The sequence below is a fragment of the uncultured Mailhella sp. genome, from assembly GCF_905187505.1.
Classification (GTDB): domain Bacteria; phylum Desulfobacterota; class Desulfovibrionia; order Desulfovibrionales; family Desulfovibrionaceae; genus Mailhella.
The window spans coordinates 1-7,938 of the sequence record NZ_CAJJIC010000111.1 but is presented as its reverse complement, the minus strand read 5'-3'; the positions used below and the strand labels follow the sequence as shown (position 1 = coordinate 7,938).

4 protein-coding genes and 1 tRNA gene are annotated in these 7,938 nt (G+C 59.9%); 4 read left to right on the top strand and 1 reads right to left on the bottom strand.

Features of this window, described 5'->3' with window-relative positions:
- Window positions 1–619: 619 nt before the first annotated feature.
- The gene (locus QZZ60_RS09280; protein WP_295640767.1) at window positions 620–1,600 is read left to right on the top strand and encodes a LysR family transcriptional regulator; all 981 of its coding nucleotides are present in this window, start codon (window positions 620–622) and stop codon (window positions 1,598–1,600) included.
- A 98-nt stretch (window positions 1,601–1,698) separates the two neighbouring features.
- Here the strand turns inward: QZZ60_RS09280 and QZZ60_RS09275 are convergent.
- Window positions 1,699–1,785, bottom strand: a tRNA-Leu gene (locus QZZ60_RS09275).
- A 428-nt stretch (window positions 1,786–2,213) separates the two neighbouring features.
- Here QZZ60_RS09275 and QZZ60_RS09270 point away from each other — a divergent pair.
- The 3 genes from QZZ60_RS09270 to carA all read left to right on the top strand — a co-directional run bounded on the left by QZZ60_RS09270 (window position 2,214) and on the right by carA (window position 7,721).
- Complete coding sequence (locus QZZ60_RS09270; RefSeq protein WP_295640765.1) at window positions 2,214–3,032, top strand: hemolysin family protein; 819 nt, start codon at window positions 2,214–2,216, stop codon at window positions 3,030–3,032.
- Window positions 3,033–3,327: 295 nt separating this feature from the next.
- Window positions 3,328–6,585, top strand: coding sequence for a carbamoyl-phosphate synthase large subunit (gene carB / locus QZZ60_RS09265; protein WP_295640764.1), 3,258 nt, complete (start codon window positions 3,328–3,330; stop codon window positions 6,583–6,585).
- Window positions 6,582–7,721 (top strand): glutamine-hydrolyzing carbamoyl-phosphate synthase small subunit, encoded by a 1,140-nt coding sequence (gene carA / locus QZZ60_RS09260; protein WP_295640762.1) that lies wholly within the window; start codon window positions 6,582–6,584, stop codon window positions 7,719–7,721. Before carB ends, carA begins: the two co-directional genes overlap by 4 nt.
- Window positions 7,722–7,938: the final 217 nt, after the last annotated feature.

The following is a 7,938-nucleotide window of genomic DNA, read 5'->3' as shown; positions in this document are numbered from 1 at the left end:
TAGGTGTCACAAGAGATTTTTTGCAATTTATCACAAGCGTTTGTTGTGACATGACGGGCGATTCGTCCCCCGCGCGGCAAAAATGAAAAAAGTACAGAAAGTAAAGATTGTTATCCAGTATTTTCTGCACAAAATAATATTGTTATAAAAATAACTTTTTCAAAAATTTTTCTACACTCGGCACATGCGCGCACAAGGGATCCCTGCGAAGTCCGCCTCTCTCTGCAGCGCTCAAAATCCCCTGCGCAAGAGAACTATTCACAATCAACGGTGTGAATATGAATGTATTGCACCTGTCCTTGGACGGGCTTCTACTTTGAAGGTCGGCAGTCGAGCACGCCGGGCAAGGGGCAACGCCGATTTCGCAAAGTTTCCCCACATGAAAAAGAATGCTTTCACAAAACAGCCGAGACAAAAACGCGCTGAGAGGCTCACCCGTCACCGCCTTTTTCCCGCAGAAACAAATCTGGCAAACGACGTCATGCATTCAGCAGACACGCCCCCGAACTGCTCGCCTCAGAAATGAACACGCGGTACTGTACGCCCTGCGCCTGCGGCGGTATGCTTCATTTCGTACCGAACATACGGCAGCGGACGACTCCCGCCCCCGGAGAACATCATGCGCATAGAACATCTGTCCTATCTTATGGAAATCAGGCATCGAAAGTCGATGAGCACGGCCGCCAGGCATCTCGGCCTGACGCAGCAGGCGCTGAGCTCCTGCATCAAGAGCATGGAAAAGGAGCTGGGGGCCACGCTTCTTGTCCGCACAAAGCAGGGAAGCACGCTGACAGAGGCCGGGAAAAAGGTGCTTGCCGCGGCGGAAACCATTGTTCCCTGCTATGCTCGTCTGCGCGACACGTTGAACCAAAAGGACGAAAAAAAACAGCGCAGCCGGCTCGAGGGAGAACTGCGAATCTACACCAATTCCCCGTTCTATCTCTCATCCAATCCCGACATTCTCAAAAATTTCTGCGAAGAACACCCGTTCGTCCACATTTCCATCACGGAACTGCCCCAGAAAACCATTTTTGAAAAGCTCATGCAGTCCGGCGTCAACGATGCCGATCAGATAGCCATTATCAACGTTCCCCTGAACGCCGACGGGACGCCGGCAAAGGACTTTCTTCCCCCATCGCCGAAACTGCGCTTCCGCCCCATCGTCAAGGGGGGATACCTTGCCTGCGTAAGCAGGCTCTCGCCCCTTGCACACAGCAAGCGGCTTTCGCTGCGCACGCTGCTCAAGTATCCCATCGTCATGGGCGCATCAGAGGAAATGTCCCTCATGACGCCCCTGCACTACCTTCTCAGACAGCACGGCTCGCCCCGCTTCATGGCCTCCGTGGCCACGCTGGGACTCTGGAACATGGTCATCGCGAACAATTCCGGCATCGGCTTCATCCATGACGCGCTCATAAGGAAGAACGACGTTCTTCCCACGCATTTTCAAGACCTGGTGTTCATCCGCATACGGGAGCCGCTTTTTGCCGTCACCGGCTATGTCCTGCCGCTGTTTCCCGGAAAGATAACGCAGGAAATGAGCGGCTACATGCCAAGGGAGCAGAGCGGGCCGTCATGCCACATTTCTCCCGGCGACTGACGACGCCTACGGCCACGGGAGCAACCGCATCACCACGAGCCCACGAAAAAGGCCCCGCGAAACACGACGTTCCGCAGGGCCTTCGACATTTTCTTCTCTGGTACCGGAAGAGGGACTTGAACCCTCAAGGCATTGCTGCCGGCGGATTTTGAGTCCGCTGCGTTTACCAGTTCCACCATTCCGGCACAGTTGCTTCTATATAGATTTCAAGGCGCGAGGTCAACCGTCCTTTCCCGAAGCGGCGACGCAAAAACGGTAAAAAGGCCCTTCACACCGCTCCGAGCTTGCCTTTTTGCATCGAACAAGCTAGGCTCGATGCAAAATATGGATCTGACATGAACGATACCTGCCAAACCACAGCTCATAACGGCGACAGCCTTTTTTCCGACATGGAAGAGTCCGGCTGCCAGCCTTCCGACGTTCCTCTCGGAAGGATTGCGAAGGCAGGCAAGTTCATTCTTTCCGGGCGCCGCGCCTCCTGCGGCCGCCTCGTCTTTCCCGTCTTTTCGCCCGATATGCGGGCCTTTCCCGTGCCGGAGCCGGCTTCTGTCGGCGCTTGCCGATGTGGCATGGTCTTTTTTCCGGCCTGAACCCTATTTGAAGGAGTATCGTCTTGGACGGCGAATCCCACAGTACCGTGTGGTCGAAACTCGGCGCTTTCTTTTCCGGCAAGTCTTCGGAAGATCATCTGGAACAGGCAATCCGCGAAGCCCGCGAGGACGGCGAGCTCAAGGCGGAAGAAGGTTCCATGCTGCTTTCCATCCTGTCGCTGGATGAACTGCAGGTGCAGGACATCATGACTCCCCGCACCGACATCGACTGCCTTCCCTCGGGAACGACCATTCTTGAAGCGGCGGGAGCCATCGTGGAAACCGGCCATTCCCGTCTGCCCATCTATAAGGACACGCGCGACAACATCATAGGCATCGTTCACGCCAAGGACATGCTGAGCTCCCTCATGAGGGCCGATCTGCAGGTCGCCCCCGTCGACAGCATCATGAGTCAGCCCTTCTTCGTGCCGGAAACCAAGATTGCCAGCGAGCTTCTCCAGGAGTTCCGCAGCCGCAAGAATCATCTCGCCATCGTGGTGGATGAATACGGCGGAACGTCCGGTCTCGCCACCATCGAAGACCTGCTCGAAGTCATCGTGGGCGACATCGAGGACGAGCACGACGCCCCCAAGGAAGAAGACATACGTCCCCTCGGCGAGGGCAAGTACGAGCTGTCCGGCCGCGCCTATCTCGAAGAACTGGAAGAGCTGGGCATACACCTTGAATCCGACGAGGTGGACACCATCGGCGGCTACCTCAGCCTCGACGCCGGGCACGTTCCGCAGAAGGACGAGGAATTCCGCATAGGAGGATGGCTGTTCACCATCGCCGACGCGGACGCCAAGCAGATACACACCGTCATCGCGACGCGCGAGGAATAGCGCATTGAGGGCCATGGGCACACGCTCATGGCTCTTTTCGTATGACGCCGGAACGTTCTTGCGCAGAGCGCGGCCGTCATGCCTTCCGTGCCGCGCCTCCTCCGCGCTGCAGCGGAAGATGCCGAACCCCACGCTGCAGGCGACTCAGGCAAGACCGCGCCTTCTCACACCGCGCCCATATGTGCGACAAGGAATTCTGCCGAAGCTTTCCGCCCGAAAGGCCGGGCACGACGCTTGATTATCTCAGGACAACGTGTAATCATACACAAGTTTAAACCTACTTTAGGAGCGGAATATGCCTAAGCGTACAGATCTTAAGCGCATTATGGTCATAGGCTCGGGTCCGATCGTCATCGGCCAGGCCTGTGAATTCGACTATTCCGGTACCCAGGCCGTGAAGGCCCTCAAGGAAGAAGGGTACGAAGTCATCCTTGTCAATTCCAACCCGGCTACCATCATGACCGATCCCGGTCTTGCCGACCGGACCTATATTGAACCCATCGAACCCGAAACCGTGGCCGCCATCGTCCGCAAGGAAAGGCCCGACGCCATTCTGCCCACGCTCGGCGGTCAGACCGGCCTGAACACCGCCCTCGCCCTGGAAAAGATGGGCGTGCTCAAGGAATGCGGCGTCGAGCTCATCGGCGCCAACGCCGAGGTCATCGAAAAGGCCGAAAGCCGCGAGCTGTTCCGTGCCGCCATGGAAAACATCGGCATCAAGGTGCCCCGCAGCGAAATCGCCCGCAACATGGAAGACGTGCGCCGCATCGCCGCGGAAATGCCCTTCCCGCTCATCATCCGTCCCGCCTTCACGCTGGGCGGCTCGGGCGGCGGCGTGGCCTACAACCAGGAAGACCTGGAAGAAATCGCCGGCGGCGGCCTCGACGCCTCCCTCACGAGCGAAGTGCTCATCGAGCAGTCCGTGCTCGGCTGGAAGGAAATCGAAATGGAAGTCATGCGCGACCGCAAGGACAACTGCGTGATCGTGTGCTCCATCGAAAACCTCGATCCCATGGGCGTGCACACCGGCGACTCCATCACCGTGGCCCCGGTGCAGACGCTCACCGACGTGGAATACCAGAAGATCCGCGACGCCTCCATCGCCATCATGCGCGAAATCGGCGTGGAAACCGGCGGCTCCAACGTGCAGTTCGGCCTCAATCCCGAAAACGGCGAGCTCGTGGTCATCGAAATGAACCCCCGCGTGTCGCGCTCCTCCGCTCTGGCGTCCAAGGCCACGGGCTTCCCCATCGCCAAGATCGCCGCCAAGCTCGCCATAGGCTACACGCTCGACGAAATTCCCAACGACATCACCCGCGAGACCATGGCCAGCTTCGAGCCCGCCATCGACTACTGCGTGGTCAAGATTCCCCGCTTCACCTTTGAAAAGTTCGCCGGCGCCAAGGACGAGCTCACCACCTCCATGAAGAGCGTGGGCGAAACCATGGCCATAGGCCGCACGTTCAAGGAAGCCCTGCAGAAGGGCCTGCGTTCCCTGGAAGTGGGCGCTCCCGGCCTCGGCAGCCATTTCCGCGATCCTCTGCCCTCCATGGACGAAATCATGGCAAAGCTGCGCACGCCGAACTCCAAGCGCATCTTCGCCCTGCGCCATGCCATTCTCGCCGGCATGAGCGTGGAGGAAATCCACGCCGTCACCGCCATCGACCTGTGGTTCCTGCGCCAGATCCGCGACATCGTGAAGATGGAAGGCGATCTTCGGGACTTCGCCCTCGGCAACTCCATGACTCCGGACAATCCCGAGCTCGTGCGTCTTCTGCGCCGCGCCAAGGAATTCGGCTTCTCCGACAGGCAGCTTGCCGAAATGTGGAAGCGCCCCGAAAGCGACGTGGCCGCCCTGCGCAAGGCCACGAACACCGAGCCCGTGTACTACCTCGTGGACACCTGCGCCGCGGAATTCGAGGCCTACACTCCCTATTTCTATTCCACCTATGAGACCGGCCGCGAACTTGACGTTCACGACCGCAAGAAGGTCATCATTCTCGGCGGCGGCCCCAACCGCATCGGTCAGGGCATCGAGTTCGACTACTGCTGCTGCCATGCCTCGTTTGCCCTGCGCGACGAGGGCGTGGAAGCCATCATGGTGAACTCCAACCCCGAAACCGTGTCCACCGACTACGACACCTCCGACCGCCTGTACTTCGAGCCGCTCACCTTTGAAGACGTGATGCACATCGTGAAGACCGAGCAGCCCGACGGCGTCATCGTGCAGTTCGGCGGACAGACCCCGCTGAACCTCGCCGTGCCGCTGCAGCGCGCGGGCGTGCCCATTCTCGGCACCAGCCCCGACGCCATCGACCGCGCCGAAGACCGCGAACGCTTCCAGGCCCTCATTCAGAAGCTGCATCTGCTCCAGCCGCAGAACGGCACCTGCATCTCGCTGGACGTGGCCAAGGAAGAAGCCGCGCGCATAGGCTATCCCATCATCGTGCGCCCGAGCTACGTGCTCGGCGGCCGCGCCATGATGGTCTGCTACGGCCCCGACGACCTTGACGACTACTTCCACAACGTGGTGGGCACCGACACGCCCGAGCATCCCATCCTCATCGACCAGTTCCTGGAAAACGCCATTGAAATGGACGTGGACGCCCTGGCCGACGGCAAGGACGTGTACGTGGCGGGCATCATGGAGCACATCGAAGCCGCGGGCATCCACTCCGGCGACTCGGCCTGCTCGCTGCCGCCCTACTCCCTGCCCGACAGCATCGTCGAGGAAATCAGCCGCCAGACCATCGCGCTTGCCAAGGAACTGCGCGTGGTCGGCCTCATGAACATCCAGTTCGCCATCAAGGACAGCAAGATCTACATCCTTGAAGTGAATCCCCGCGCCTCCCGCACCGCGCCTTTCGTGTCCAAGGCCACGGGCGTTCCTCTGCCGCGCCTCGCCACGCAGATCATGCTCGGCAAGACCCTTGCCGAACTCGATCCCTGGTCCATGCGCAAGACCGGCTACGTGTGCGTGAAGGAAGCCGTGTTCCCCTTCAAGCGCTTCCCCGGCGTGGACATTCTGCTCGGACCTGAAATGCGCTCCACCGGCGAAGTCATGGGCGTGGCCCGCACCTTCGACGAAGCCTTCCTCAAGAGCCAGCTCGGCGCAGGCCAGACGCTTCCCTCTTCCGGCAAGGTGTTCATTTCCGTGAACGACCGCGACAAGGAATTCGTGGTGCCCATTGCGAAGTCCTACGCCGACCTCGGCTTTGAACTGCTCGCCACGCGCGGCACGGCAAAGCTGCTCAAGGATTCCGGCCTCGACGTGCAGCCCGTGCTCAAGGTGCATGAAGGACGTCCGAACATCGTGGACATGATCAAGAACGGCGAGGTCGCCATGGTCATCAACACGGCGTCCGGCAAGCGCACCAACCATGATTCCCGCGCCATCCGTCAGACCACGCTGCACTACGGCGTGCCCTTTACCACCACGATATCCGGCGCCCGCGCCATTGCCCGCGCCATCCAGCATCAGCAGAACGAGGCCCTTCATGTGGAATGCCTCCAGGACTACTATGCCGGATCGCCCAAAGGAGAACGCGCATGAAAGCTCTGCTCGCCCTCGAAGACGGCTTCGTCCTTGAAGGGGAATCCTTCACCGGCCCCATCGAACTGACCGGCGGCGAAGTCATTTTCAATACCGCCATGGCCGGCTATCAGGAACTGCTCACCGACCCGTCCTACGCGGGTCAGATGGTGTGCCTCACCTATCCGCTCATCGGCAACTACGGCATCAACCCCGAGGACATGGAATCCGAAAAGGTCCACATGTCCGCCCTCATCGTCAAGGAATGCTGCAAGGAGCCTTCCAACTGGCGCGCCACGGAAAGCCTGCCCGACTTCCTCATGCGTCAGGGCGTGCCCGGCATCGAAGGCATCGACACCCGCGCCCTCACGCTGCACCTTCGCAAGAACGGCGCCATGCGCGGCTGCATTTCCACCAGCATTCTCGACGCCGGGGAACTCGTAAAGAAAGCGCAGGAGCTGCCTTCCATGGAAGGGCAGAACCTCGTCACCCGCGTGGCTCCCGACAAGCCCTACCGCTGGGATGAGGCGGCCGGACGCCCCGCGCCCGTGACCCTCAATGCCGACGGCTCCTACGACTGGCCCGAGGGCAAGGCGCTCAACATCGTGGTGTACGACTTCGGCATCAAATGGAACATTCTGCGTCTTCTCAGCAGGCAGGACATGGAACTTCTCGTGGTTCCCCCGTCCTTCACCTGCGACGAGGTCAAGGCCGTGAATCCCGACGGCGTGTTCCTCTCCAACGGTCCCGGCGACCCCGCCACCCTGAAGCCGGAAATCGCGGAAATCGCCAAGATGGCGGAAATCTTCCCCATCGGCGCCATCTGCCTCGGTCATCAGCTTCTCGGTCACGCCCTCGGCGGCACCACCACCAAGCTGAAGTTCGGTCATCACGGCGTGAACCACCCGGTGAAGAACCTGCTCACGGGCCGCATCGAGATTTCCTCCCAGAACCACGGCTTCTGCGTCATTCCGCCCGAAGGCGTGGAAAAGGTGTACGTGAACCTCAATGACGGCACGCTGGAAGGCTTCCGCCATCCCACGAAACCCATCATGACCGTGCAGCATCACCCTGAAGCGGCCGCCGGTCCCACCGACAGCCGCACCTTCTTCGCCGACTACAAGGCCATGGTGCTGAAGGAAAAGAACAAGAAGTAACGGCACGGCTGCCTCAAGGCGGCACGCCGCGCCCGCTCATTCCGCTCCTGAAGGCTCCCCCTGCGCCGGGGGAGCCTTTTTTTGCGTCTGCCTTGCAGCACGCCGGGCTTCCGTGCTCTGCAAAGGGCGCACAACACCGCCGCGTCCTTTTGCTTTTTTCAGAAGGCTCTGTCACAACAAATGGTTGATTTTGACGAGAAATAGCGTATAATAATAG